This is a genomic window from Hymenobacter yonginensis (assembly GCF_027625995.1).
In the GTDB taxonomy this organism is placed as follows: Bacteria; Bacteroidota; Bacteroidia; order Cytophagales; family Hymenobacteraceae; genus Hymenobacter; species Hymenobacter yonginensis.
This window is the reverse complement of the sequence record NZ_CP115396.1, coordinates 3,930,855-3,957,535: the sequence shown is the minus strand read 5'-3', so window position 1 is coordinate 3,957,535 and position 26,681 is coordinate 3,930,855. Positions and strand designations below refer to the sequence as shown.

Here is a 26,681-nt window from a genome sequence, read left to right as displayed (position 1 = left end):
GTGTAGGTGAGGATGACAGTACATTTGAATCCTGTACCCCCTTCTGTCTCCCGCCTCCCGTCACCTGTCCCCTCATTCCCTCATTACTTCATCACCATTCACCCCATCACCATTCACTTCATCACCCTGTCACCTGTAACCTGTCACCCCCTTGCTTCAATTCTTTAAAAGCCCGTTGCCTTCCCGTTTGCTGGCGCTGCTGCTGCTGGTACTGGCCGTGCGACTGCCGCTGCTCTGGTGGGGCATTCCGCTGTCGGCCGTAGAGCTGCGGGCCCTGCTGGTGGGCGAGCGGCTGCACGACGGCGCCCTGCCCTACCGCGACCTGTACGACGCCACGGCTCCGCTGGCGGCGGCCCTGTTCGGTTTGCTCGACGTAGTGGCCTCGCGCCCGCTCTGGCTGTACCGGATTCTGGCTCTGGCCCTGCTCCTGACCCAGGCCCTGCGCCTGAGCTTCGTGCTCAACCGGGCCGATGTGCACCCGGAGCGCGGCTACGTGGCGGCGCTGGTGTACATGGTGCTGGCCAGCGTCACGACCGACCTCGACGTGCTGTCGCCGCTGCTGCTGGGACAGACGTTCATCATGCTGGCATTGAGTGCCTTGCTGCCCACCTCGCGGGAAGGCTACGACAACCGCCGGCTGTTCCGGGCGGGCTTCTTGGTGGGCGTGGCGGCGCTGTGCTACCTGCCGCTGGCGCTGTTTCTGCTGGTGGGCCTGTTTGCCGTTATCATCTTCGCCGCCAACTCGTTCCGGAGCTTTCTGCTGCTGCTCTGCGGCTTTGGTTTTCCGTACGCGGTGGTGGCCACCTTTCTGCTCTACAACGATGCCCTGCCCGAGTTCCGGCAGTACCACCTGACGCCCACGCTGAGCGGGCTGGTGCTGGGCGCCGACGGCCTGCCGCTGGCGCTGCAGTGGAAGCTGCTGGTGCTGCCGGGGGCGGTGCTACTGCTGGCACTGGCCCGCTCGTTCACCACGTCATTGGGGCTGGTGTTTCAGATCAAGTTTCAGCAGCTGATGCTGGTGTGGCTGCTGGTGGCGGCCTTGATGGTGGCCGCCGGGCGCGGCACAGCGCCGGGCACGCTGGTGCTGGTGCTGCCGCCCGTCACGTATTTCAGCTTGTTTCTGTGGCAGAAAGCGCCCCGTGCCTGGGTCGTGGACGTGCTGTTTCTGGTGGTTCTGGGCGGCGTGGTGGCCGTGCGCTACCGCACGCTGGCCGGCCTCGATGTAGCCCTGCGCTTCCCGTCGGAAAGCACGTATGCCATGCAGCTGCACCCGGCCTACGCGCAGCTGAGCGGGCAGCGCCTGCTGGTGCTGGGGCCCGATCTGCGCCCCTACATCAACAACCAGCCCGCCTCACCCTACCTCGACTGGCGCCTCGCCCAGGCCGATTTCGGCCACCTCAGCCAGTACGCGGCCGTCTACCGGCTCTCGCGCAACCTGGCGCCCGCCCCGCCCACGGTCCTCATCGACCAAACCAACCGCCTGGAGGAGCTGCAATACAAGATACCCGCCGTGTTCGGCCGCTACCAGCCCACCGCCACCCAGCGCGTGTATCGGTTGAAGTAGCTGTCATTGCGAGCAGAGAGAAGCAATCCTTCCTCTCGTGGCAGACATTTTTCTCGTAGCAAAGCCCTCCGGCAGTAGGTTAGTAACCTAACGTCGGAGGGCTTTTCGCTTAGGGTTGTGTCGCGCAAAGAGAGGAAGGATTGCTTCGTCGTGCCTCCTCGCAATGACAAGGGGTTAGCAATCAATCTTATTCACCCGGTTTTGGTGGCGGCCGCCTTCGAAGGCGGTGTTGAGGAACTGGCTGACAATGGCGCGGGCCTGCTCTTCGCTCACGAAGCGAGCCGGCACACAGATGATGTTGGCGTCGTTGTGCTGGCGGGCCAGCTCGGCCAGCTCCGGCTCCCAGGCAATGGCCGCCCGGATGCCGCGGTGCTTGTTGGCCGTGATGCACACGCCGTTGGCCGAGCCGCACACCAGAATGCCGCGCTCCAGCTCGCCGCCCGTAATGGCCGTGGCCAGCGGGTGCACAAAGTCAGGGTAGTCCACGGAGTCGGCGGAGTGGGTGCCGAAGTCGCGCACCGCGTAGCCGTTGTCGCGCAGCCAGTCGGCGAGCATCTGTTTGTAGGCGAAGCCGGCGTGGTCGGAGCCGAGGGCAATGGGAGTCTGGTCGGACATGGGAAAAGAAGGAGAGGGTGAAGACGGAAAATGGCCGGCAAAAAATGGGTCTGGAAGTTCAGAACATCATTTTTTGCCGGCCATTGTGCAGTGCTGGATTTCGGAGTTACGCTATGCCGTTGTTTTCCGCGAGCCGCTCGTTCAGCATCTTGGTGCGGTTGCGGCTCACGATGTGGGCAATGTGAATGCTCAGCTCGTAGAGCAGCACGATGGGAATCGTGACGATGATCTGGGCCGAAATATCGGGCGGTGTGATGATGGCTGCCACGATGAGGATGACCACGATGGCGTGCTTGCGGTAGAGGCGCATGATTTCGGGCGTCACGATGCCGGCTTTGGCCAGGAAGAACACAATCATCGGCAGCTCAAACACCCCGGCGCACGACACCGACATGGTGGTGAGCGTACTGATGTAGCTCTGCATGTCGATCTGGTTTTCGATGGTCGAGTCGATCTGGTAGGAAGCCAGAAACTGGATGCTCAGCGGCGCGGCAATGTAGTAGCCGAACAGCAAGCCCACGATGAACAGCAGCGACACGAAGAACACCGCCCCGCGCGAATTGGCCCGCTCGTGCGGGTACAGGCCGGGCTTGATGAAGCGCCAGATTTCCCAGAACGTGTACGGAAACGCCAGCACCAGCCCCACCACCAGCGAGGTGCTGATGTGCATGGTCAGCTGCCCGCTCATCTCGCGGTTCTGAATCACGAACCCGATCTGGTCGATGCACAGGTCCGGGGCGCCCACCCACGCGCCGAAGCGGCAGAAGGCCTTGTAGGTCCAGAAATCGGCCCGCGACGGGCCCAGAATCAAATCGTGAAACAGGAATTCCTTGGAGAAGAAGGCAATGCTGGCAAACACGACAATCGAAATGGCCGCGCGGATGATGTGCCACCGCAAGGCCTCCAGATGGTCGATGAAAGACATTTCCTGGGGCTGGCCCAGGACGGGTTGTTCTGTATTCAAAGCAGACAGCAAAATAGTGAGGTGGTGAACGGGTGAGGGCGGCGACGGCAGACGAAACGGCAAGACACAAACGAGAAACCCGGCCGACAGGATGTACGGGCCCGGCTTCGGTAGTGATGCTTAGCGGTTCACCACCTCACTACGGCACCGCTAGGCAAACAGCGGAAACTGCTGCATCCACTCGTTTACCTGGCCACGCACGCGCAGCAGATACGCGTCGTCGTCGTGGTTGAGTAAGGCCTGGTCGATGAGGTCTACGATGCGGGCCATATCGGGTTCCTTGAGGCCGCGGGTGGTGACGGCGGCCGAGCCGATGCGCATGCCGCTGGTCACGAAGGGCGACTTATCGTCGAAGGGCACCATGTTTTTGTTGATGGTGATGTCGGCCTTCACGAGGGTGTTTTCGGCCAGCTTGCCGGTCAGGCCTTTGCTGCGCAGGTCGATGAGCATCAGGTGGTTGTCGGTGCCGCCCGAGATGATCTGGTAGCCGCGCTCCACGAAGCCGCTGGCCAACGCCTGGGCGTTGCGGATCACCTGGTGGGTGTAGTCAGTGTAGGCGTCAGAGAGGCATTCGCCGAAGGCCACTGCCTTCGCGCCGATGACGTGCTCCAGCGGCCCGCCCTGCGTGCCGGGGAACACGCCCGAGTCCAGCAGGCTGCTCATCATGCGCAGCTCGCCTTTCGGCGTTTTCAGTCCGAAGGGGTTTTCGAAGTCCTTGCCCAGCATGATAAGGCCGCCACGGGGGCCGCGCAGCGTCTTGTGCGTGGTCGTCGTGACGATGTGGCAATAATCAAACGGGTTATTCAGCAAGCCTTTGGCAATCAAGCCCGAAGGGTGCGAGATGTCGGCCAGCAGCAGCGCGCCTACTTCGTCGGCGGCTTCGCGCAGGGCCTGGTAGTTCCAGTCGCGGGAGTAGGCCGAGGCGCCGCAGATGATGAGCTTGGGCTGCTCGCGGCGGGCAGTTTCCTTTACTTTCTCCCAGTCGATGAGGCCGGTTTCCTTCTCCACGCCATAAAACGACGGCTGGTAGAGCTTGCCCGAGAAGTTGACGGGCGAGCCGTGGGTGAGGTGGCCACCGTGGCTGAGGTCGAAGCCCAGAATTTTGTCGCCGGGGTTGAGGATGGCCAGCATTACGGCGGCGTTGGCCTGGGCGCCGGAGTGCGGCTGCACGTTCACCCACTCCACGCCAAACAGCTGCTTGGCGCGGTCGATGGCCAGCTGCTCGATCTGGTCCACGATTTCGCAGCCACCATAGTAGCGCTTGCCGGGCAGGCCCTCGGCGTATTTGTTGGTCAGAATAGAGCCCTGGGCCCGCATCACCTGCTCCGAAACGTAGTTTTCGGAGGCAATGAGCTCAATGCCGTGGGTCTGGCGCTCTTTCTCGCGCTCAATCAGGTCGAAAATGGCGGTGTCTTGCACGAGGGCGGGGGCTTGCGTTTCCATACTTCCAAAGGTACGCCACCGGCCCGAACTGCCAAGAACATACGGCAGGCGGCACAGCGGGCGCGCCGTGCGCCGTAAATTTTTTAGGGGGCCGCGTGTGAAATCCGGCCCACTGGCGCATCAGAAGAACAGATTTGGGCGTTTGGCGGAGGCGCCGGCGCCGCAGTTCGCGCCACGCATGCAACGTGAAGGGCTCAGTAGGTATCCTGCGAAGGGGGTAACTGCCTAAGCAGCAAAGAAATTGGGTCAGGTCGGGCGCTTCACTCACCCTTCCGGCAAGGGGCTCCGGCTGGTTGCAGCCGGCCGGCGCTACGCTACTTGCCAGAACCCGGCCTGACCTCTGGCCTGGCAGCGGCTTCGGCCGGTGCCGTTTAACGCCAAAAGACCCTGCCGGCTAACCGGCAGGGTCTTTTTGTTGGTCGATTGTGGCGCGGATTTCAGTCCGCAGCCCGCCGGTACCGGGCCAGCTGGTTGGGCTACAAACTGAAGTCCGTGCCACAGCCGGCCTAGAACGAGTAGTTCAGCGAGGCTTTGATGACGCGGTTCTGGGCGTCGAAGCGGTTGTTTTTGTCGAGCGACGACAGGCCGTAGTCGTAGCCGGCGCTGACGCCGATGCCGCTGCTGTGCTGGTAGCCCAGGCCGCCGGTCACGCTGAAATCAACGGGGCGGAACTGGTCTTTCACGTCGAAGTCCTGCTGGAAGGCATCGAAGCCCAGCGCGCCGGCTTCCACGCGCACCTTGTTGCTGAGCAGGAACGAGGCCTGCGGGCCGGCGAAGATGTAGAAGCCAGGCGTCACGTTGATTTTAGCCAGCACCGGCACGTCGAGGTAAGCCATGCGCGAGGTGGCCGTTACGCGGGCATTCAGGAAGTCCAGCTGCTCGAAGGGCAGCGTGCCCACCAGGCGGGCGCCTTTCTCGGAGTACAGCACGCCGGGCTCAATGGAGAAGCCGGGCGCAACGGGCAGCGTGGCGTAGAGGCCGGCGTGGAAGCCGGTTTTCATTTCCTTGGTCACGCCGCCGTTGGTGTAGCCGGCCAGGTCCATCACGCTCTGCACGGCATCGCCCGACCAGTCCGACACGTTCACGCCGGCCCGAATGCCGATCTGGGCGCCGCCCGTGCTGGCCGCCGGCTTCCGCACCGCCGATACCGAACGGGCCTGGGCCTTACCGGTATACGCCGGCACGCGGTGGGTTTGCACCTGGGCCTGGGCGGCAGTGCCTACGGCAGAGAAGAGAAGCGTAGCGGCGGCCAGGCGGCCAAAGAAAGAAGAAGCTTTCATAACGAAGAGGACGGTTGAAGTGAAGTGCCGGCCGCCGCACTGCGCGGGCTGAAAGGCGGGCTGTTGATGGGGACTTTTACAAAACCGTGCCAGTTTTTGAAAATCCGCCTGACCTCGCCCCTCGCTTCTTGTGGCAAGCAAGGTTAGGGCGCGAGGGCGCTATGCCACAATTATGTTGGCCCTTGGCGGGTTACATCAGCCCGCCCAATTGCATAAACCACCACAGGCGGCGCCGCTTGTATACTTCCTCACCCGAGGCCCGACTGCAAGCAGTGGGTCCCGCTGGTTCTGCAGCCGCTGGTTTCCGTCGCGAAGGGAAACGGGCCGCAGAGCTGCCCCACGCAAGGTCGCGAGTTGCGGCGGGGCGGATAGCCAGCAATTGTTGCCGGGTGAGGCTTTTTCATCCTCCAAGCCTTCCTTCTGATGAAACTGAACCGCCTCTGGCCCCTTTGTGGGCTGTTGGCTGGCGCCTGGCTATTGCCCGCCTGCCACCAATATTCCACCGAGCAACTGGTGACAACCGAAGCCGTGGAAGCTGCCGCCGAGCCCGTCCCAGCTGCCGCTGCTGACGCCGCACCCAATGCCACCGATACGGCCCCGCAAAGCCGCGAGAACTACGCCATCGTCCACGAAAACCAGTTTTTGGAAGCGCGCCGCAACCCGCTCAGCACCTTCGCTATTGATGTTGACCGGGCCTCCTACAGCAACGTGCGCCGCTTCCTGACCCAGGCTCGGCAGCTGCCCCCGCCCGATGCCGTGCGGCTGGAGGAGCTTATCAACTACTTCCCCTATTCCTACCCACAGCCTACCACCGGCCCGGCCTCGCTGAATGCCGAGGTGGCCGCCTGCCCCTGGAACCCCGCGCATCAGCTGGTGCTGGTGGGCGTGCAGGGCCGGCAGGTGCCCACCGAAAATCTGCCGCCCGCCAACCTGGTGTTTCTGCTGGATGTATCGGGCTCGATGGCTGACCCCGACAAGCTGCCGCTGCTGAAGGAAAGCCTGCGGGAGCTGGTGCAGAAGGCGTTGCGGCCCCAGGATTATGTGTCGATTGTGGTGTACGCGGGGGCCGCGGGCCTCGTGCTGCCCCCCACGCCCGGCACCGAAGCCGACACCATTCTGGAGGCGCTGGACAAGCTGGAAGCGGGCGGCTCCACGGCCGGCGGCGAGGGCCTGCGCCTGGCCTACCAGGTGGCGCGCCAGCACTTCCGGGCCGGCGGCAACAACCGCATCATCCTGGCCACCGACGGCGACTTCAACGTGGGCGAGCAGAGCGACGCCGATATGGAGCGGCTGGTGACGCAGGAGCGCGAATCGGGCGTGTTTTTGTCGGTGCTGGGCTTCGGGAGCGGCAATCTGCAGGACAGCCGCATGGAGCTGCTGGCCGACAAGGGCAACGGCAACTACGCCTACCTCGACAACCTCGGCGAGGCTCGGCGGGTGCTGGTGGCGCAGTTTGGCGGCACGCTGTTCACGCTGGCCAAGGACGTGAAAGTGCAGGTGGAATTCAACCCCGCCCGCGTGCAGCAATACCGCCTGCTGGGCTACGAAAACCGCCTGCTGGCCGCCCAGGACTTCAACGACGACCGCAAAGACGCCGGCGAGCTGGGCGCCGGCCAGCAGGTGACGGCCCTCTACGAAATAGTGCCCACCGGCGCCCCGGCCGCCGCTACCTCCTCCACCGACCCCCTGAAATATCAGACCACGGCCCCCGCCCGCTTCGCCCCCGAAAGCACCGAGCTGCTGACCGTGAAGCTGCGCTACCAGGAGCCGCAGGGCAGCGCCAGCCGCCTGCTCACGCTGCCCGTGCGTGGCTCACGCTTCGACGAGCCGATAGCCCAGGCTTCCGAGAATCTGCGGTTTGCGGCGGCGGTGGCGCAGTTTGGGCTGCTGCTGCGCCACTCACAGCACCGCGGCACGGCCAACTGGGAAAGCACCGCCGCCCTGGCCCGCTCCGCCCCCGACCCCGACGGCACCCGGGCCGAGTTCCGGGAGCTGGTGCAGCAGGCCGCCGCCCTGAGCAGCGAAGTAGCGGCGGAACGATAAGTGGCTGATTTGTAAAGCGAAGTTTCACTTCGCGAGACGTTGCAATTCTGCGGCTAGCTTGTTCTACCATGCCGGGCGTTCCGCGAAGTGGAACTTCGCGTTACAGGTGCTGGCTCGCCTCAGTGGCTGTGGCAGGGGCGCACTTTTCCGGCCGAAAAATTTGGAAGTCCGGGCTGTGGGTGCCACCTTGCCACCGTCAAGCACCTCATTCTCATGCTGCAGCCCACGGCCCGCTTCTATTTTAGCTACTGCTTCTACTACGCCACCGCGTAGTCGGGTAGCCGCCGTGTAGCTTTTTCACTTGAAAATCTTCAGCGCCTCCCGACCCCGGGAGGCGCTTTGTTTACGCCTGCATCTGCCCATGACCACCCTGCGCTACTTTTTCACCTACGCCTATTTCTTCTACTGGAAGAAACCGGCCCCGTGTTGCCTGAGCTGAAACCCAGCTTACCACCAACCGCAGGGCCCCGCATACGGAGGCCCTTTTTTATTGCCCTTACTCAGCTACTCGCTTATGCACGTTTCCATTCAGGGTTTTCAGGGAAGTTTCCACGAAGTAGCCGCCCGCCGGTATTTCGGGCCGGAGCCTGCGCTGCGGGCCTGCGCTACGTTTGCCGAAGTGGTGGCGCACGTGGTGCAGGGCACCGCCGAGGCCGGGCTCATGGCTATGGAAAACTCGCTGGCCGGCAGCATCCTGCCCAACTATCTGCTGCTGGAGCGCCACGCCGTGCAGGTCACCGGCGAAGTGTACCTGCCCATCCATCAGCACCTGCTGGCGCGGCCTGGCACCACGCTGGCCGACGTGCGCACCGTGCACTCGCACCCCATGGCCCTGCGCCAGTGCGGCACCTTCCTCGACAGCCACCCCGACTGGAAGCTGGTGGAAACCGACGACACCGGCCGCAGCGCCCAATGGCTGGCCGAAACCAGCACGCCGGGCGCGGCCGTGGTGGCCGGCGCCCAGGCCGCCGAGCTGTTCGGGCTGCAGATCCTGGCCCCCGCCATCCACGACGACCCGCACAACTACACCCGATTTTTGGTACTGGAGCGCGCCGACACCGCCCTCACCGATCCGCACGCCGATAAGGCTTCGCTGTACTTCTGCGTGCCTCACGAGTCCGGCAGTTTGGCCAACGTACTGGTGCGGGTGGCGGCGCACGGCCTCAACCTGAGCAAGCTGCAGTCGTGCCCCCGCCCCGGCCAGCCTTGGCACTATGGCTTTCACGCCGATATCGAGTTCAGGGAAATGGCCCAGCTGGTGGCCCTGCTCGCCGACTTAGCGCTGGTGACCGAGGAGCTGCGGGTGCTGGGCGCCTACCGCCGCGGCAGCTGGGAAGAGGAGGATGCCGTTCCCCCCCTTTCCAAGGAGGGGATGTTTCAGTCAAAGGCTGAAACTGGGGTGGTTGGATCGTTGCACGACACCCGCACGAGCTTGATCACCTGACGTAACTAGCGGCCTGGCCGCGAGTCGTTCAACGAATCAACCACCCCGGTTGCGCCAACGCGCAACGTCCCCTCCTTTCCAAGGAGGGGAACTGACCGCCAACCCTCGCAATGACAGAAAACACCTTGCACATCCCCGTAGCCAGCCGCCTAGCGCACACCGGCGAATACTACTTCTCCCGCAAGCTGCGCGAGCTGGCGGCCCTCAACGCGGCCGGCGCCAACATCATCAACCTCGGCATCGGTAGCCCCGACCTGCCGCCGCACCCCAGCGTGCTGGCCGCGCTGGCTACCTCAGCTGCCCAGCCCACCGCCCACGGCTATCAGGGCTACCAGGGCACGCCCGCGTTGCGCCAGGCCATGGCCGATTTCTACCAGCGCCACTACGGCGTGGCGCTGGAGGCCGCCACCGAGGTGCTGCCACTGCTGGGCTCGAAGGAAGGGCTGATGCACCTGGCCATGACGTTCCTGGAAGCCGGCGACGCGGTGCTCATCCCAAATCCCGGCTACCCCACCTACCGCGCCGTGGCCGAAATCTGCGGGGCCGAAATCCGGGAGTACAACCTCACCGAAGCCGCCGGCTGGCTGCCCGACCTCGACGCGCTGGCTGCCACCGACCTCTCGCGGGTGAAGCTGATGCTGGTCAACTACCCGCACATGCCCACCGGCACCGCCGCCGACCTGCCCTTCCTGACCCGCCTCGTGGCCTTTGCGCGCCAACACCGCATTCTGCTGGTGCACGACAATCCGTACGGCTTCATTCTCAACGAAACGCCGCCCCTGAGTTTGCTGGCGGTACCGGGCGCTCTGGAGGTGGCCGTGGAGCTGAACTCGCTCAGCAAAAGCCACAATATGGCTGGCTGGCGCGTGGGCCTGCTCGCCGGCCGCGCCGACGTGCTGGCCGATGTGCTCCGCTTCAAGAGTAACATGGACTCGGGCATGTTTCTGCCGGTGCAGCAGGCGGCCGTAGCGGCGCTGGCGCTCGGTGACGACTGGTTTCAGGACCTCAACGCCACCTACCGGGCCCGCCGGGAGTTGGTGGTGGAGCTGCTGCAGGCCGTGGGCTGTGCGCCCGCGCCCGGGCAGGTAGGCTTGTTCATCTGGGCAGCCGTGCCTGCCGGCGTGGCCGATGGCTACGCCCTGAGCGACGCCGTGCTGGCCGGCGCCCGGGTGTTTCTGACGCCGGGCGGCATCTTCGGCAGCAACGGCGGCGGCTACATCCGGGTCAGCCTCTGCCAGCCGGAAAGCGTGCTGCGCGACGCGCTGGCGCGGGTGCGGGAGTGGCAAAACACCCTACACGGCCGTCATGCAGAGGCGCAGCCGAAGCATCTCGCCAGAAGCTAACTGTCATGCTGAGCTTACCGAAGCATCTCTACCACTTCGTTGGGTTAGCATTGCAACCAAGCGGTAGAGATGCTTCAGTAAGCTCAGTATGACGTTCTCACATCAACCAACCTGCCAATCAACACCATGACTATCACCATCATCGGCCTGGGGCTTATCGGCGGCTCGCTGGCGCTCAGCCTGCGCCAGCATGGGCTGGCCCGGCATATCATTGGGGTGGAAAGCAGCCCTGCTCACGCCCGCCGGGCCCTGGAGCTGGGGCTGGTAGCCGAAATCGAAACCGACTTGGCCGCCGCCGTGCGCCGCGCCGACCTGGTAGTGGTGGCCGTGCCCATGGATGCCCTCGTGACGGTGCTGCCGCTGGTGCTCGATGTGACGGAGCCGCACCAGGTGGTCATCGACGTGGGCTCGACCAAGCAGGCACTGCTGGCGGCCGTGGCCGACCACCCGCGCCGGGGCCGCTTCGTGGCGGCGCACCCGATGGCGGGCACTGAGCACTCGGGGCCGGAAGCAGCCATTTCGGGGCTGTTTGAGGGCAAAACGGTGGTGCTCTGCGACACGGCGCACAGCGACCCGGACGCCGTGCGGGTGGTGGAGCAGCTGTTTCAGGCGCTGCCCATGCGGCTGCTTTACCTGGGTGGCGCCGAGCATGACCTGCACACGGCCTACGTATCGCACATTTCGCACATCACCTCGTTTGCGCTGGCCCTCACGGTGCTGGAAAAGGAGAAGGAAGAGCAGCGCATCTTCGACCTGGCCAGCGGCGGCTTCGAGTCGACGGTGCGGCTGGCCAAGAGCGCGCCGGCCACCTGGGTGCCCATCTTCCGCCAAAACCGCCTCAACGTGCTCGACGTGCTGGATGAGCACCTGCATCAGCTCCAGTACCTGCGCGAGCTGCTGGCCCAAGAAGACTACAACGGCTTGACCGACAGCATCCAGCAAGCCAACCGCATCCGCAAGATTCTGCCGTGAGCTGGCGTGTTGGAGTGGCGGAGTTGTGGGTTAGAACGTCATGCTGAGCTTGTCGAAGCATCTCTACTGCTTCGTTGCAGCCGCCGGAAATCAGCCAGGCATAGAGATGCTTTGGCTACGCTTCTGCAACCTGGTTTTATGCGCCACATGCTCAGCATAACAATCCACCTCATCACTCCACCACCTCCCCACTCCACCAAACCACCACTTCACCAATCCACTAAACCCCATGAAATCAATCCTGTTCAACCGCCAGCCCGACGATAAGCCGTACCTCATTTCCGGGCCGTGCTCGGCCGAAACCGAGGCCCAGGTGCTCGAAACCTGCCAGCGCCTGGCTGCTACCGGCAAGGTGCAGGCGTTGCGCGCCGGCATCTGGAAGCCTCGCACCAAGCCCGGCGGTTTCGAGGGCGTGGGCACCAAGGGGCTGCCCTGGCTGAAGAAAGCCAGTGAGCTGACCGGCCTGCCCGTGGCCGTGGAAGTGGCCACCGCCAAGCACGTGGAGGATTGCCTGGCCTTCGGGGTGGACATTCTGTGGGTGGGCGCGCGCACCACCGGCAACCCGTTTTCGGTGCAGGAAATTGCCAATGTGCTGCGCGGCGTGCAGGTGCCGGTGCTGGTCAAGAACCCCATTCACCCGGAGCTGGAGCTGTGGGTGGGGGCCGTGGAGCGCCTGCAAAAGGCGGGTCTGGAGCAGGTAGGCCTGATTCACCGGGGCTTCAGCAGCTACGGCAACACCGACTTCCGCAACGCGCCCATGTGGCACCTGCCCATCGAAATGAAGCGCCGCCACCCCGAAATGCCGCTGCTCTGCGACCCCAGCCACATCTGCGGCCGCCGCGACACGCTGTTCGGCGTGGCCCAGCAGGCCCTCAACCTGGGCTTCGAGGGCAACATGATTGAAAGCCACATCGACCCCGACAACGCCTGGAGCGACGCCAAGCAGCAAATCACGCCCGAGGTACTGCGCGACCTGATTGAGGCGCTGGTGTGGCGCCACGAAACCACCGACCAGCGCGAGTTCCTGACGGCCCTGGCCAGCCTGCGCGAGCAAATCAACCAGCTCGACGCCGAGATTATGCAGCTGCTGGGCCGCCGCATGGCCGTGGCCGAAAAGATTGGCCTTTACAAAAAGGAAAACGACATCACCATTCTGCAGACCAGCCGCTGGAACGAGGTGCTGGAGCGCGCCCAGCGCCAGGGCGCCACGTTGGGCCTCACCCACGAGTTTGTGGAGCAGTACTTGGCCGCCGTGCATTTGGAGTCCATTGCCCGCCAGAACCGCGTGATGGAAGGCTGATAACTGCTGTACCCGTAAACGAAGAGGCCCACACCACAAATACACCTTTGTGGCGTGGGCCGCTTTGTGTTATTTCTTCTTGGTTGCCGTCTGTTTTTTGGCTTTGCCAGCCTGGGCAATCTTCTTTTCCAGGTTTTCGGCCAGGTATGTGGCGTCGCTTTTGGCGGTGGGGTCGTCGAAGTAGCGGGCGGCGGCGCGGGCTTCCTGCAGGGCCAGCGGCAGCTTTTGCAGCACGGTGTAGCTGTAGGCCAGCTGGAAGTGCGCCGGCGCGTAGCTAGGCCGCAACGCAATGGCGCGGGTGTAGGCGGGCACGCTTTCGGCAAACTGGCGCAAGCTCTGGCGGGCGTAGCCCAGCGCGAAGTAGGAGCTGAAGTCGCCGAGGCCGTGCTGGTGGGTGGTGGTGTAGTAGCGCACCATCAGGGCGTAGAGCTGGGCCGGCGACTTGTCGGCCTCGGCGCAGTTGCATTGCTCGGTCTGGTAGTAATAGTCGGCGAGGGCGCGGTGGAGGCGGTAGTTGGTGGGGTGCTGCCGGATGAGGTTTTTCAGCACCGTTTCAACCACAAACGGGTACGGAACGGCTGCGCGCGTGAAATGCTCGCGCAACGAATCCAGGCGTTCCAGCGGCTTCACATCCACGAAGCCAAAGCCTTCCAACTCGCGGCTGCGCAGGTGGTAGTTGAGGGCCAGCTCGGTTTGCATGAGGGCCACGGCCGGGCGGCGGTGTTTGGGGTCGAAGCCATTGAGCAGCTTCCAGGCCGACTCATACTGGCGGTTCTGCATCAGCTGCGTGGCCTGCCGCAGCACTTCCGCCTCGGTGGGCGCAGCCGCCAGGGGCGCGGGCAGTTGTGCCGGTGCCTGGCCAGGCAGCAGCAGTGCCCATAGCAGCAACGAAAGCAAACGGTAGAGGTGCGGCATAGAGACTACACTATACGGGAAGAGAGGGCGGGTAAGTTTGATGACCAGCTGGGGCGGGGCCGGCCGCCGGCCGAAAAGCCCACGTCTCCGCTGCCGACCGGCGTCCGGCCGCTCCGAGCAAAAGTCGGAACAATGATAGGCCAAAACCCCGTATCCGGGGCGCAGTACACGAAAGACGCCCGCCCCGGCCGGGCTGTAAAAGTCGGGATTTGCTGCCGATTCTCGGGCGGAACGGGCCGGGTAGGTTGGCCGTTTGTTGGGTTCCGCCGTACTTGCCTTCTATGCTCTTCTACACCGTCATGAAGCCCCTCGTGCAGGTGGCCCTGCGCGTATTCTTTCGCCGCCTCGAAATTCGCCACCGCGACCGGCTCCAGACCTCGGGGCCGCTGCTGATGGTGAGCAACCACCCCAACACGCTTATGGACCCGCTGGTGGTGGCCGCCAACCGCCGTCAGGCCATTGCGTTTCTGGCTAAGAGCACCTTTTTCAAGAATCCGGTGTCGCGGGCGCTGCTCACGTCCGGTAACTCCATCCCGATTTACCGCCGCCAGGACCTGGAAAGCGGCGCCGAAGCCACCACGCCCGAGCAGCTGGAAGCCCAGAACGAGGCCACTTTCGGCAAGTGCTACGATTACCTGGGGCGCGGCGGCACGGTCATGATTTTTCCGGAAGGCACCAGCGTGAGCGAGCGGCGCCTGCGGCCCCTCAAAACCGGCGCGGCCCGCATTGCGCTGGGCGCAGAGGCACGGCACAACTTCACGCTGGGGCTGCAGGTGCTGCCAGTGGGCATCAACTACTTCGACCCCCAGCGTTTCCGATCTGACGTGCTGGTGAACGTGGCCCCGCCCATCCGGGTGGCCGACTACGCCGACGCCTACCGCCAGGACCCCACTGCCGCCGCCGACCAGCTCACCGAAGACATCCGGCGGCAGCTGGAGCAGCACCTCGTTATCACCCGCGACGCGGCCGAGGACGAGCTGGTGCAGCAGCTGGAGCGCACCTTCACCGGCCACCTCATCGACGACGACCCGCGCACGCTCTACGACAACTTCCAGCTCAGCCGCACCCTGCTGCAGGCCGTGGCCTACTTCGAGAAGCACGACCCCGACCACCTGGGCGAGGTGCGCGAAAAGCTGACCGCCTACCTCGCTGACCTCAAGCGCCTCGGCCTCTCCGACGAAGCCCTGGAGCGCACCGGCCGCCCCGACACCCGCACCTCGCGGGCCGTAGTGGCGGGCCTGAAGCTGGTGCTGGGCCTGCCCGTGTATTTGTACGGGGTTGTCAACAACTACCTGCCCTACAAGCTGCCTTCCATGGTGGCCAAGCGCGCCACTAAGGAGGTGGAGTTTGTGGCGCCCATCATGCTGGTGGTGGGCATGATTACGTTCAGTGTCGGCTATGCCGCCCAGATTGCGCTGGTACACCACTTCACTCAGGACTGGCGCTGGACGCTGCTCTACGGCCTGAGCCTGGCGCCCGCCGGTTTCTACGCCCTGTACTACGCCAACAAGTTGGCCGGCCGGCTGCGGCGGCTGCGGGCGTTGCGGCTGTTCCGGCAGCAGCGGCCCCAACTGGAGAGCCTGCTGCGCCAGCGCGCCACCATCCTGCGCCTGCTCAACGAAGCCCGCGAAGCGTATCTGGCCGGGGTGCGAGGCTAACCGCCCACTCCGGCATTACCAGCTCACTTTCGAGCCGAAGCCCAGCGTGAGGATGTTGCGCAGCGTGGGCGAATTCCGGTTGGTGACGCGGCTGAGAAAGTACAGGTCGTTGGTGCCCAACTCGGCGTAGGCCGTCAGGCCGGGCGGATGGGGGTGCTGCGTGGAAGGGCGCCCGGCGTAGCTGAGGCGCGGAGCCACGTAGAGGCCGGTGCGCACCCGCGTCGAAAACCAGTAGTAGCCGTCGGGGTATTTGCGGGGGTCCTTGCTGTTGAGCAGCGTGGCGCCGTGGGTGTAGTTGATGAAGCCGCCCAGCCCGCCGCCCATCTGCCAGTGCGGCCCCAGAGTTTCGCGCAGCGGCACGTAGGTGGTTTTGAAAGTGAAGATGGTGAGCGGCGAGCCACTGTAGCGCTTGGGAACGCGCCCCACCAGCACCTCCGGCTCCAGGCGCTGGTGCGCCAGCCGCACGCCGCCGCCCACCGCCACCATGCCCGCCCCACCCCCGATCTGCACGCTCACAAACACCGGCACACCCCGGTGCCGGCCGAAGTCGGGGCCAGTCTGGGCGCGGGCCGCGCCGCTCAGCACACTCATCAGACCCAAGCAAACGAGTGGCCGCATACAGCAGGAACCGCGTCAGAAAGAAGGAAAGCCACCGGAACGGCAGCGCTAAAACTCAGCCTTGAGGCCCAACCCCAGCGTGAGGATATCCATTGGACTCAGGGAGCGGAAGTTGCCGTTGGAGAAGTAGCTGACCACGTACAGGTCGTTGGTGCCCAGCTCGTAGTACGCCGACACCCGGTGCGAGCGGCCAGAAGGCAACGTAGGGCGTTTGTAGGTGAGCCGTCCACCCAGCACTACACCCACACGGGTGTTTCTGGAAAACCAGTAGTACCCTTTGGTGTACTGGTCTTCCTCTCCATCATTGACAATGCCGTGCGTGTAGCTGACGTAGGGCCCAAACGTGAGCGGACGCAACTCCAGCTTCTCGCCCAGCGGCACGGTGTAAGGCGTGTACAGCAGCTTGAGCGTGGCAATGGACAGGGTCGAGCCGGCGTGCTTTTTGGGCACGTAGCCCACCAGCACATCGGCTTCCGTCCGGTCGCGCAGGAAGCTGTAGCCCACGCCGCCGGCCACCATGCCCATGCCGCCGGCCGTCTGCAGAATCAGGTGGCGGGGCCGGAACCAGGGGTGCGGCGCCACGGCGTCGGGATTGGGCGTGTCAGGTGAGGTCTGGGCCAGGGCGGGGCCTGCCAGCAGCGTGGCACTCAGCAGCGGAAGAAGCAGGTGGCGCATCAGAAGCTTACTTTTTTCAGCCGGAACTGCGGCTCGTCGTTGGCGTCGTTCCAGAGCGTCACAATCAGGTACTCGTTGCGCTCGAAGGAGGCCGAGTTGATGTAGGTCACGCCGTCCTCGAAGGGCTGGCCGATGCTGGAGCTGTGGCGGTGGCCGTTCAGCTCAAACGCCAGCTTGGGGGCTTCGGCCAGGGTGCGGGTATAGGCGGGCGTCAGGCTCTGGTCGAAGTCGCTGTCCTGGGGCGGCACGTGCGACATCACCACCTGCCGGCGGGCGCCCTGCAGGTTTTGCACCTGGGCTTGCAGCCACGGCACGTCCGGAATCCGGCCATTGAAGTTGTACTCGCGGCTGTTGGTGTCCACGAAGACAAACTTGGTGTCGCCGTACACAAACGAGTAGTTCAGCGGGCCATAGATCTGCTGGTAGGAGGCGCGGCCGTTGCCCACCTGGTCGTGGTTGCCGATAACGGTGAGGTAGGGAATGGTGAGGCGGTTGAGGCGCTCGGCCACCCAGCGCATCTCGCGGGCCAGTCCGAAGTCGGAAATGTCGCCGGCCACCACCATCAGCGACACGCCCGGCTGTTGGTTGACGCTGGCCACCAGTGCCTCCACCTCGTTGTAGAAACGCTGCGAGTCGCCGGTGAACACAAAGCGCAGGGTGTCGCCGGGCGGCAGTGGCTTTGCGGCCAGCTTGTCGAGGTTTTTCTGGGTGAGGTTGGTCAGGGATTCAGGCCCGCGAAAATCGTTGGGGCTGAATTCCAGCAGCTCGCAGCCGCTGAACAGCACGGAGGCCGCCGCCGCAAGGCACAGGCGCCGCCAGGAAGAGAAGGTAGAAGAAGGGGCCATAAAAAAGCGTCCACACAGACAAAACAGCACAGCGGCGCGCCAGTGGCGCCGAAGTGCATATACTGTATGGGCAGCCCGGTGGTTTTCAATATTCCCACCTGAAACCCCGGAAAGGGCCTGTTGTCGCCGGCGCGTTTCCGGCCGGGGGCGTTTGGCGGGGCTGCGCGGGCCTAAAACGTGGCCTGCGGCCGAACCAAAGAAATCTTCGGTTTCCGACCCCTGCCCCGTCAGATCCGGCCGCTATTCGTCGAGATACTGGTGCACGAACTTGATAGCCATGCTGCCTTCGCCCACCGCCGAGGCCACCCGGGCCATGGCCCCGGCCCGGCTGTCGCCGGCCGCGAAAACGCCCGGCACGCAGGTTTCCAGCAGGTAAGGCTCACGCGGGTGCTTCCAGGCGGTGGCGTAGCGCGGGTCCGTCACCAGGTCGCGGCCGGTCAGCAGGAAGCCTTTGCCGTCGCAGAGCACCGTCTGGCACACCCACTCGGTGCTGGGCTTGGCCCCGATAAACACGAACAGCGCCCGGGCCGGCACCTGCCGCAGCTCGCCGCGGCTTTTCAGCACCACGGCTTCCAGATGATCCTGTCCGCATACTTCGGCCACCTCCGTGAAGGGCAGAATCTCGATGTTGGGCGTATGGGCAATCTGCTCAATCAGATACGCCGACATCGACGCCGCCAGGCTCTCGCCCCGGATGACGATGCCCACTCGCCGGGCATACGTGGCCAAATACATGGCCGCCTGCCCCGCCGAGTTGCCGCCGCCCACGATGTACACGTCCTGCTCGTCGCAGGAGCGGGCCTCGGTGCGGGCGGCGCCGTAGTACACGCCGGCCCCGCTCAGGCGGTGCATGCCGGGCACCTCCAGGGTGCGGTAGCTGACGCCGGTGGTAAGCACCACGGCGCGGGTGCGCACGGTGCTGCCGTCGCTGAGGGTGAGGACTTTGTAGCCGTCCTGCACGCACAGCTCGGTCACCTCACGCGGTGCCAGCAACTCGGCCCCGAGGCGCACGGCCTGGGCCCAGGCCCGGTGCGCCAGCTCGGCCCCACTCAGCCCCGTTGGGAAGCCCAGGTAGTTTTCAATGCGGGATGAGGTTCCGGCTTGTCCGCCAGGGGTTTGGCGTTCGATGATGAGCGTTTTCAGGCCCTCGGAAGCGCCGTACACCGCCGCCGCCAGCCCCGACGGCCCGGCCCCGATGACCACCACATCGTACAGTTCCTGGGTGGCCTGGGTGGTGAGGCCGATGTGGGTGGCTACCTCGGTGGCGGTGGGCCGGGCCAGAGCGGTGCCGTCTTCCAGCACTACCACGGGCAGGTCGGCGGCGGCTAGGCCTTTGGCTGAAAGCAGGGCCTGGGCGTCGGGGTTGGTTTCGAAATCCAGCCACTGATACGCCACCATGTAGCCGGCCAGAAAGTCTTTGAGGTCGTGCGAGAGCGGCGACCATTGGAACCCCACTAGGCGCACGCCCTTGAAGCGCGGCCGGTGCGTGGCCTGCCAGGCTCCCAGCAAATCGTGCAGGGTGGGGTAGAGCAGCTGCTGGGGTGGGTCCCAGGGCTTCATCAGGTAGTGGTCGAGGCGGGCGTTGTTGATGGCCCGGATGGCGGCTTCGGTGTCGGCGTAGGCTGTGAGCAGCACCCGCTTGGCGTCCGGAAACAGGGTGCGGGCTTCGGCCAGCAGCTCCACGCCTTCCAAGCCGGGCATGCGCTGGTCGGCCAGAATCAGGGCCACTTCCTCTTCGCGGGCCAGCAGCTCGCGCAGGGTTTCCAGGGCCTCCTCACCCGAAGCTGCCCGCAGAATCCGGTAGTCCTGCCGGAACTCGGCCCGCAAATCCCGGTCGATGGCATTGAGCACCTGCGCATCATCGTCCACGGTCAGAATAATCGGTTTCTTGTCCATGTGGTGTGTAGCTGAGTAGTGGAGAAACGGAGTAGTGGCCGGCAGCGCAAACTTTGTAGTTCGCGGCCCCGCGTCGGTAGAATGGTTGGGGCAGTGCCGGCAAAGTTCGCGCTACCGGCCTGCTGCGCAACAGGGGAAAAAAACGAGTAGCGGTGCTGAATAACTTACTCAGTTACTCCCCTACTCAGCTACTCTGCGCCGGCAGCCATACGCAGAACTCGGTATGGCCGGGCTCGGAGCTTACTTCCAGCTTGCCGCCGTGGGTTTCTACGGTACGCAGCGCAATATCGAGGCCCAGGCCGGAGCCTTCGCCGGCCGGCTTGGTGGTGAAGAACGGCTCCAGCACCCGCGGCAGAATCTCGGGCGGAATGCCGGGCCCGTTGTCGATGATGAACACCCGCACGAAGTCACCTTCCAGCAGCGTACGGAGCGTGATTTCGCCGCCCGGTGGCAAAGCGGAAATGGCGTTGTCGAGCAGGTTGGTCCAGACCTGGTTGAGGCTGCTGACCTGCCCGCGCACCAGCGGCAGGCCAGGGGCGTAGTCGCGCCGGAGCTGGATGTTCTTTTCGCGCAGCGCGAAGCCCAGCATATTCACGGTGCTGTCGAGGCCGGCGTGTACGTCCAGGGGCGCGAAGTCGGCGGCGCGGTCCATGTGGGAGTAGGTTTTCACGTTGTGCACCAGTGTGCTGATGCGGCCGCCGGCTTCCTGCACGTCGTGCACGAGGCGCAGGGAGGCCAGCTTGGCTTCCAGCCAGGCCAGCGCGGCCGGGCGGGCGGTGGGCGGCAGGCCGGCCACCGCTTCGGTCAGCTGCGTTGCGGTGAGGCCCGCGTTCAGCAGGCCTTCCACCAGCGCATATGGGTCGGGCACCTGCTGCTCGTCCAGCCAGCTCAGCAGTTCGTCTTCGCGGTCGGCGCGGGCCAGGCCGGAGAGAGGTGGGCCGTCGGCAGTTGGGGCCAAGGCGAGGGCGGTGAGGCGGTCGAGGGCGGCGGGGTCGGGGCAGTGCTGCAGCAGGTCGCGCATCAGCGTGGGCGAGGCGCGCAGGTGCTGGTTGAGGGCTTCGGCAGCCCGCACGATGGCGGCGGCGGGGTTGTTGAGCTCGTGCGCCAAACCCGCCGAGAGCTTGCCCAGGGCCCGTAGCTTGTCGTCGCGCTCCTGGCCGCGGGCTTCCAGGCGGGCCCGGTCGCTCATCAGAGCCACCAGCCGCTGCACCAGCTCGGGGCTTACCTGCTCCAGTTCCGGAAACAGGTCGCGGTGCAGGGTGTAAACCACCAACGGCCCCACGGCCACGCCCCGCGCCTTGATGGTCTGCATGCGCGAGTAGGGCAGCACCCCGCTGATTTGGCCAGTATCGAGGCGGAAGGCGGGCTCGGGCTGGCCGTTGCGCACCACGTAGAACTGCAGGCTGCCCTGGAGTAGCACCAGCATCAGCTCGGCGGGCATGCCGGGCTCCACCACGGTTTCGTTGGGGGCAAACTCGCGCCGCTCGCCGTGGGTGAGCAGCCAGTCGAGCACAGCAGCGGGCAGGCCCTCCAGCGTCGGCACTACGGAGAAATCGGCAGGGGTCAGGTCGGCAGCCATGGCAGTACAGGGGGAAAAGCGAAGCAGGCAGGCAAGTTCCCGACTATTCTTCAACAAAGAAAGCGCCCCCCAGACGGGAGGCGCTTTCCGGCAGACGCGCTAACGCGCGGATTACTTTACGGGAAGCCGAACGTCGTTACTTCACCACTTTCAGCTGCTGGGTGCCGGCGCTGGTGCGCAGGCGCAGCGTGTACACGCCGGCCGGCAGGCTGCCGGTGGCCAGCGTGTGCTGCTGGGCGCCAGCGCGCAGCAGCACGGCTTCTTCGCGCACGGTGCGGCCCAGGGCGTCGAGCAGCTGCAGCGTGGCGGCACCGGCTTTGGTGGGGGCCAGCTGCACCGTCAGCTCCTGCGAGAAAGGCACCGGATAGGCGCTCAGCAAGCCCAGGTTGGCCTGGCGGCTGGCATTGCCCAGCACCTGCAGGGCGCGCAGGCGCACATTGGTCAGGTACAGGTTGTTGCCGTAGTCGTTGAGGTTGGCGAAGCGCACCAGCACGTTGGCCGGACGCGTGCCGCCGGCCGTCAGCAGGCCGGGCAGGTCCACGGTTTCCTGGCGCCAGTCGGCAGGGCGGGAAGGCTCCCACTCGTTGGTGTCGAAGCCGGGCACTGTGGCCAGGGCCGTGCCGCGCTTCAGGTAGCCCGTGGGCTGGAATGTGGCGCCGCAGTCGGTGCTCATATCCACCCGGATACCATCAAAGTAGGCCGCGCTGTAGGCCGCATACGCCACCCAGAACGTCAGGCGGACGGTGTTGGCGGTGGCGGGCACCGTGCTCAGGTTCAGCGGGGGCGTAATCAGATAGTCTTCGGCGCCGCGGGCCGCGTTGGCGTAGTCGTTGGCCATGGGCACGGGCCGCGCCACCGAGTCGGGGCCCGGGAGGATAGAGCCGCTCAGCTGCCAGCGGAAACTGGACGTGGCGCTGGGGTTGACCACCTGCCAGCCGGCGGGCGGGAAGGTGCTGGTGCGGAAGTTCTGCACCACGGGCAGCGGGTCGCCAGTAGTCACGGTGATGAGGGCCGGCCGGGTGGCCGTGGTGGGGCCGTAGCTGTTGCTGGCCAGCAGCGTAACGCTGTAGGTGCCGGGCGTGGCAAACTGCAGCTGCGGATTCTGCGAGCTGGCGCTGGTGCCGCCCACAAACGTGACGCCCGCGCTGGGCGAAACCGACCACGTCCAGCTGGTTGGGAACGACTGGCTCTGGTCGGTGAGCGTGATGGGCACGCCGGGGCAGACCAGCGTGCGGCTGGCTTCAAACGCAATGAGGGGCGGGCCGGGGCAGTTGAAGATGCGCGCCGGCTGGTTGAGGGCGCGGGTGCGGCGGCTGCGCAGCCCATCGGAGGCCCGGATGGCGCGCACCGCGTACCACTGCTCGGCGCCGTAGCCCAGGCCCGGCAGAATCACGGAAGTGCGCGTCACGGTCGTCACCGAATCCATGTACTCGGCGCCCAGCTTATATACAATGTAGGCCGAGGCCGTAGCCAGTGTATCCCACTGCAGCTTCACCTCGTTCTGGCACACGTAGCCCAGGCGTAGGTTGCCGGGCACCGCCGATACGGTGAGCGGCGCCACCGACTGGCTGCTGGCCGTGCCGCGCGTTACGCGCACTTTCACGCGGCCCGAGGCCACGCCGGCCGGCACCGTCCAGTCGAAGTGGCGGGCGGTGGCGGCGACGGTGGCGGAAATCGGGAGCCAGGTGGTGCCGTTGTCGGTGCTGTAGTCCAGCGCAAACGTGCCGGAGCCGGCCGGGGCATCCCAGCGGATTACTTCGTTTTCGCCGGGCACGAAGCCTTCCCCGCCCAGCGGGTAGGTCAGCTCCACGCCGTCTTCGAGGTAGCTATACACCAGGTAGTAGGTCTGGGGGCCCTGGGGCACGGCCGCGCCGCGCACGGTCACGGTGTAGGTGCCGGCGGCGGGCTCGGCCACGGTCACCTGCTCCACGTTGTTCAGCGAGTCGAGGCCGCGCACGGCGTTGGCATTGAGCTGGGCCGCGGTGGGCCGGTGGTCGAGCACCCAGGGCTGGTAGATGGTGCCGCCGGGCAGAGCCACCTGCATATTCAGGTCGTTGATGAGGTTTTCGGTGGAGTTGATGGCGCCCTCGTAATCGTGCCAGTACACCATCACGCGCAGCTCCTTCTTGCCGGCCGGCACCGCAATGGTGTGGGTGCGGGCCTGGCCCGTCGTCAGGGAGTCTTTCAGATAAGTGCGCTGCTCCAGCACGCGCACGGCCCGCAGCGCATTCACGCGGCCGTAGCCGAAGCGGAAGTCGGGACCGGGGTTGCCGAGGTCTTCGGCGGTGTTCATCAGGGCCGCTTTCAGCAGGGCGCCGGGCGCTTCCTGCTGGTTGTTAAGGCTGCGGTAGGCCTGCACCAGCTGGGCCGTGACGCCGGCCACGCCGGGCGCCGCCATGCTGGTGCCCGTAAATACAGCGTAGGTGTTGGGGTCGACGGTGGAAGTAACGCTGGTGCCCACGGCGCACACGTCGGGCTTGATGCGGCCGTCCTTGGCCGGCCCGCGGCTGCTGGAACTGGCCAGCGCGTCGGTGTACGTCACGTTGCCCACGGTAATCACGTTCTTGCCCATCTTGTGGCCGCCCGTGATGGTGCCCCAGCCCACACCGGCCCCGTAGCCGAAGTCAGAGGTGCCGGAGTTGCCCGACGAAAACACGTGTAGCAGGTAGGGCCGCTGGCGCGTCTGCTGGTCCACGGTGCGCGTGAAGCTGGTGTAGCCGGTGTTGTTGCCGTCGCCGTAGCTGGAGTTGGTCACGCGCATCTTGCGGGCGCCAGCGTAGGCCGCGGGGGTGTTGGTGAGGTTGCCGGGATAGGAGAAGTACTGGTTGAAAGCGCCCGTAGCGTTGCCGCGCACCCGTGGGTCGGCGTTGCCGGCCCCCATGATGATGCCGGCCACATGGTCGCCGTGGTTGCCGCCGCTAGCGCCGGCCGCGCTCTGGTCGAAGCGGCCCTGGTAGTCGATGTGCGGCCCGATGCGGCCGTCGTCGCCGTGGCCCACGGTCACGCCGCGCCCGTCGTAGTGGCGGCCGGCGCCGTAGTCGGTGCTGATGGCGTTGGCGCGGTGGTCGGTGCGGCCCCGGAAGTTCTCGGGCTCAGCGGGCGGCGTGGCGGGCTCCACGGCACTCACCCAGGGCAGCGCGGCCACCCGGGCAATGTCGGCCTCGCGGCACAGCACCCGCAGCTGCTGCCCAAACATCGGCTTGCCGGCCTCCTGAAATCCGCTTTGGCGCAACGCCTGGGCGGCTTGGTTGGGCGTGAGCGTGGCGTAGTACTGCACGTTCACTTCCACCAGCCCGCCGGACCGCCGCATGTGGGCCGGAATGGTGTTGCGGGCCAGGTCGCCGGCCAGTTTCCAGGTGGGCGCCACGGGCTGCACGCTGCGCAAGCCCACGCCGCTCAGGCGCTGGTGCGGCAGGTTGGCGGGCAGGGCGGCGGTCCAGGCGTTGCGGGGCAGGTAGTCGAGCAGGCGCACGCCGGCCGCGGCTAAACTGGCTTTCTGCGCCTCGGTGGGCAGCTGCTCAAACTGCAGCACCCGGAACACTTGGCCCTGCCAGGCATCGGTGGGGGCAGTGGTGGCGGGCTGCCGCAGCCAGTCGGCGAAGTTGGCGGCGGGCGTTACGGGGCCGCTGGCTAGGCGCAGCGTGTAGCGGCTGGCCGGTTGCGTAGCCTGGGCCTGCGCCAGCAGCGGCGCCAGGCTCAGGGCCGCGGCCAGCCCCAGAGAGGAGAGGTGTTTCATGCAGGAAATAGGGTAGAAGTGGAATCAGATGAAGAAAGGATGAAGTCAGCGGGAAGATACACAGCTGATTGTATGTCTGATATAGAGTGCCGCCTGTGCGGCCGATAAAATTATGGCCGGGTTCGGCTGGCAGGCACCGGATCCTCGGCCGGCGCCGCGGGGGGCACCACGCGGCGCCGGCCAAGGACCCGGGCGGGCGGCGGTTTGCGTGGCGGTTTGCGTGGGTGAGGTGGCCCGAATAGCCCGCAAGCCAACTTTCTGCGTTATCTTGTTCCGCCCGGGCAGGCTGCTGCCGGCCGGGGCCGTATTTCGTCTTTGTTGCTCTGGCCCCGTGAATCAGCCTTTAGCCGAAACCCTGACCCATCTGCGCGTTGGCAACCAGTCGTTTCTGATAACTTTCTACCAGGAAAACCGCGACCTGTTCGCGCGCTGGGCCCGGCGGCAGCACCAGCTGGAGCCGCCTGCGGCCCACGAGCTGCTGCGCACCGTGCTGGTAGAGTTCTACGACCAGGTAGCCGACGGCCGCCTCACCAAGCTCCCACCCGATTTGCGGGCCCACGTCTACGGCATGGCCGTGCAGGAGCTGCAAACCGCCCGCCCCGCTACCGAGGTGCTGCCCGCCGCCGAAGCCGGCCGGCGCCGCCGGCTGCTGGGGTTGTTCGGGCAGCTCAGCTCCGACTGCCAGCAGGTGCTCATGTTCTTCTACTTCCGGGGCTACAATTTTGAGAAAGTAGCCGGCAAGATGGGCTTCGCCAACGCCACCGTGGCCCGCCTGCAGAAAGCCAACTGCCTGCGCCGCCTCTACGAACTCAGCCTTAAGGATAGTGCTTAGGGAATGGTGCTTAGGGCTTAGGACGTTCAATACACCTAGGTACTCCGTTCCTAAGCACCAATCGAGCTCCTAAATGCCAAGCCCAACGCACTAAGCACCAAGCAAGACCTATTCCCCAAGCCCTACTCCCTAAGCCCTAAAAAATATATGCCTGACCTGCGCCCCTACCTCGATGAGCTGGAACGCTTTGCCGATGGGCAGATGTCGGATAGCGAGCAGGAAGCCTTTGAGCTGCGTCTGGAGCAGGACGAGCAGCTCAGCACGGCTTACGAGCGTTACGAGCGGTTTACGGCCGACCTGCGCTGGGTGGCCGGCCACGAAACCCTGCGCCACCGCCTCGCCGGCCTCGACAAGCGCCTCGACCAGCGCCAGCATGCGCTGCAGCGCGTGCAGCGCCGCCGCCGCCGCCAGCAGGTGCGCTGGGGCGTGGCCGGCGGCGTGCTGCTGCTGCTGCTGCTGCTGGGCGTAGGGCTGTGGCTGCTGCTGCGCCCGCACGCCATCAGCGCCGAGGAGGCCTGGACCCGCTACTACACGCCCGATCCGGGCCTGACGGAAGCCGCCGCCCAGCGCGTCGGTAACCCGTTTCTGCGCGAAGCCATGCAGCAGTACCGCGACGGCCACTACCCCGCCGCGTTGCACTCGCTGCGCCGCATCTCCGAAAACAGCCTCGGCCCCGACACCCTGCTCTACTACACCGGCGTCACGCTGCTGCGCCAGGATGAGGCTGCCGCCGCCCGCCCCTATCTGCTGCGGGCCAGCCGGCAGCCAGGCTCGGCGCTGGCCGCCAAGGCGCAGTATCAATTGGGGATGGCGCAGTGGCGCACCGGCCAGCTGCCGCAGGCCCGCACCACTCTGCAGGCCGTAGCCCAGAACCCTCGCAACCCCTACCGCCTCGACGCCAAAGCCGTGCTGCAAGCCAACGTGCTGAATAGCAAGTGAGTATTTGGTGTGGAGTAGAT

At 65.5% G+C, this 26,681-nt stretch carries 20 protein-coding genes; 9 read left to right on the top strand and 11 right to left on the bottom strand.

What is annotated here, in order from left to right:
- The first annotated feature begins 151 nt into the window (after window positions 1–151).
- The gene (locus O9Z63_RS17090) at window positions 152–1,564 is read left to right on the top strand and encodes a hypothetical protein (RefSeq protein WP_270126577.1); all 1,413 of its coding nucleotides are present in this window, start codon (window positions 152–154) and stop codon (window positions 1,562–1,564) included.
- Window positions 1,565–1,738: 174 nt separating this feature from the next.
- On the opposite strand, the gene rpiB is transcribed toward O9Z63_RS17090, so the two are convergent.
- The 4 genes from rpiB to O9Z63_RS17070 form a co-directional block, all read right to left on the bottom strand.
- On the bottom strand, window positions 1,739–2,179 hold the full coding sequence (gene rpiB / locus O9Z63_RS17085; RefSeq protein WP_044015210.1) for a ribose 5-phosphate isomerase B: 441 nt from the start codon (window positions 2,177–2,179) through the stop codon (window positions 1,739–1,741).
- Between the two features lie 106 nt (window positions 2,180–2,285).
- Window positions 2,286–3,143 carry a twin-arginine translocase subunit TatC gene (gene tatC / locus O9Z63_RS17080; RefSeq protein ID WP_316963310.1) on the bottom strand — a complete coding sequence of 286 codons (858 nt, stop codon included), beginning with the start codon at window positions 3,141–3,143 and terminating at the stop codon, window positions 2,286–2,288.
- Between the two features lie 150 nt (window positions 3,144–3,293).
- Window positions 3,294–4,586, bottom strand: a complete 1,293-nt coding sequence (locus O9Z63_RS17075) for a serine hydroxymethyltransferase (protein ID WP_270126576.1) — start codon at window positions 4,584–4,586, stop codon at window positions 3,294–3,296.
- A 506-nt stretch (window positions 4,587–5,092) separates the two neighbouring features.
- Window positions 5,093–5,866 (bottom strand): porin family protein, encoded by a 774-nt coding sequence (locus tag O9Z63_RS17070; RefSeq protein WP_270126575.1) that lies wholly within the window; start codon window positions 5,864–5,866, stop codon window positions 5,093–5,095.
- A gap of 423 nt (window positions 5,867–6,289) precedes the next feature.
- On the opposite strand from O9Z63_RS17070, the gene O9Z63_RS17065 reads away from it, so the two are divergent.
- From O9Z63_RS17065 to O9Z63_RS17045, 5 genes are all read left to right on the top strand, one after another.
- Complete coding sequence (locus O9Z63_RS17065; protein ID WP_270126574.1) at window positions 6,290–7,909, top strand: vWA domain-containing protein; 1,620 nt, start codon at window positions 6,290–6,292, stop codon at window positions 7,907–7,909.
- 514 nt (window positions 7,910–8,423) lie between these two features.
- Complete coding sequence (locus O9Z63_RS17060) at window positions 8,424–9,353, top strand: prephenate dehydratase (RefSeq protein ID WP_270126573.1); 930 nt, start codon at window positions 8,424–8,426, stop codon at window positions 9,351–9,353.
- A 110-nt stretch (window positions 9,354–9,463) separates the two neighbouring features.
- Window positions 9,464–10,696, top strand: coding sequence for a pyridoxal phosphate-dependent aminotransferase (locus O9Z63_RS17055; RefSeq protein WP_270126572.1), 1,233 nt, complete (start codon window positions 9,464–9,466; stop codon window positions 10,694–10,696).
- Between the two features lie 126 nt (window positions 10,697–10,822).
- A complete protein-coding gene (locus O9Z63_RS17050; protein ID WP_270126571.1) occupies window positions 10,823–11,668 on the top strand; it encodes a prephenate dehydrogenase in 846 nt (281 codons plus the stop codon).
- Between the two features lie 229 nt (window positions 11,669–11,897).
- Entirely contained in the window at window positions 11,898–12,968 is a 1,071-nt protein-coding gene (locus tag O9Z63_RS17045) for a chorismate mutase (protein WP_270126570.1), read from the top strand.
- Between the two features lie 69 nt (window positions 12,969–13,037).
- Here O9Z63_RS17045 and O9Z63_RS17040 read toward each other — a convergent pair whose 3' ends face one another.
- On the bottom strand, window positions 13,038–13,883 hold the full coding sequence (locus tag O9Z63_RS17040) for a tetratricopeptide repeat protein (protein WP_270126569.1): 846 nt from the start codon (window positions 13,881–13,883) through the stop codon (window positions 13,038–13,040).
- A 281-nt stretch (window positions 13,884–14,164) separates the two neighbouring features.
- Between O9Z63_RS17040 and O9Z63_RS17035 the strand changes: the two genes are divergently transcribed.
- Window positions 14,165–15,541, top strand: coding sequence for a lysophospholipid acyltransferase family protein (locus O9Z63_RS17035; RefSeq protein ID WP_270126567.1), 1,377 nt, complete (start codon window positions 14,165–14,167; stop codon window positions 15,539–15,541).
- Window positions 15,542–15,556: 15 nt separating this feature from the next.
- Here the strand turns inward: O9Z63_RS17035 and O9Z63_RS17030 are convergent, their stop codons facing one another.
- From O9Z63_RS17030 to O9Z63_RS17005, 6 genes are all read right to left on the bottom strand, one after another.
- Entirely contained in the window at window positions 15,557–16,159 is a 603-nt protein-coding gene (locus O9Z63_RS17030) for a hypothetical protein (RefSeq protein WP_270126566.1), read from the bottom strand.
- 48 nt (window positions 16,160–16,207) lie between these two features.
- A complete protein-coding gene (locus O9Z63_RS17025; protein WP_270126565.1) occupies window positions 16,208–16,834 on the bottom strand; it encodes a hypothetical protein in 627 nt (208 codons plus the stop codon).
- Window positions 16,834–17,679: a metallophosphoesterase family protein gene (locus tag O9Z63_RS17020; RefSeq protein ID WP_270126564.1), complete on the bottom strand. Its 846-nt coding sequence runs from the start codon at window positions 17,677–17,679 to the stop codon at window positions 16,834–16,836. The genes O9Z63_RS17025 and O9Z63_RS17020 overlap by 1 nt, the downstream gene beginning before the upstream one ends.
- A 240-nt stretch (window positions 17,680–17,919) precedes the next feature.
- Window positions 17,920–19,575, bottom strand: a complete 1,656-nt coding sequence (locus O9Z63_RS17015) for an FAD-dependent oxidoreductase (RefSeq protein ID WP_270126562.1) — start codon at window positions 19,573–19,575, stop codon at window positions 17,920–17,922.
- Between the two features lie 184 nt (window positions 19,576–19,759).
- The gene (locus tag O9Z63_RS17010; RefSeq protein ID WP_270126561.1) at window positions 19,760–21,154 is read right to left on the bottom strand and encodes a sensor histidine kinase; all 1,395 of its coding nucleotides are present in this window, start codon (window positions 21,152–21,154) and stop codon (window positions 19,760–19,762) included.
- 136 nt (window positions 21,155–21,290) lie between these two features.
- Window positions 21,291–24,890 carry a S8 family serine peptidase gene (locus O9Z63_RS17005; RefSeq protein WP_270126560.1) on the bottom strand — a complete coding sequence of 1,200 codons (3,600 nt, stop codon included), beginning with the start codon at window positions 24,888–24,890 and terminating at the stop codon, window positions 21,291–21,293.
- Between the two features lie 331 nt (window positions 24,891–25,221).
- Between O9Z63_RS17005 and O9Z63_RS17000 the strand changes: the two genes are divergently transcribed.
- The gene (locus O9Z63_RS17000) at window positions 25,222–25,722 is read left to right on the top strand and encodes an RNA polymerase sigma factor (RefSeq protein ID WP_270126559.1); all 501 of its coding nucleotides are present in this window, start codon (window positions 25,222–25,224) and stop codon (window positions 25,720–25,722) included.
- A gap of 147 nt (window positions 25,723–25,869) precedes the next feature.
- A complete protein-coding gene (locus O9Z63_RS16995; protein WP_270126558.1) occupies window positions 25,870–26,661 on the top strand; it encodes a tetratricopeptide repeat protein in 792 nt (263 codons plus the stop codon).
- Window positions 26,662–26,681 lie beyond the last annotated feature (20 nt).